Here is a 435-nt window from a genome sequence, read left to right on the forward strand (position 1 = left end):
CGCGGAAGATGTAACGGGGCTCAAACCATGCACCGAAGCTACGGGTATCACTTAGGTGATGCGGTAGAGGAGCGTTCTGTAAGCCTGTGAAGGTGAGTTGAGAAGCTTGCTGGAGGTATCAGAAGTGCGAATGCTGACATGAGTAACGACAATGGGTGTGAAAAACACCCACGCCGAAAGACCAAGGTTTCCTGCGCAACGTTAATCGACGCAGGGTTAGTCGGTCCCTAAGGCGAGGCTGAAAAGCGTAGTCGATGGAAAACAGGTTAATATTCCTGTACTTCTGGTTATTGCGATGGAGGGACGGAGAAGGCTAGGCCAGCTTGGCGTTGGTTGTCCAAGTTTAAGGTGGTAGGCTGGACTCTTAGGTAAATCCGGGAGTTCTAAGGCCGAGAGCTGATGACGAGCTAACTTTTAGTTAGCGAAGTGGTTGAT

General features: G+C 50.6%; 1 rRNA gene. It reads left to right on the forward strand.

Annotated elements, in window-relative coordinates:
• Window positions 1-435: ribosomal RNA gene (locus HX773_RS25350) — 23S ribosomal RNA — on the forward strand; the annotation flags it as partial.

The sequence above is a fragment of the Pantoea sp. B9002 genome (assembly GCF_013385945.1).
Taxonomy (GTDB): Bacteria; Pseudomonadota; Gammaproteobacteria; order Enterobacterales; family Enterobacteriaceae; genus Pantoea.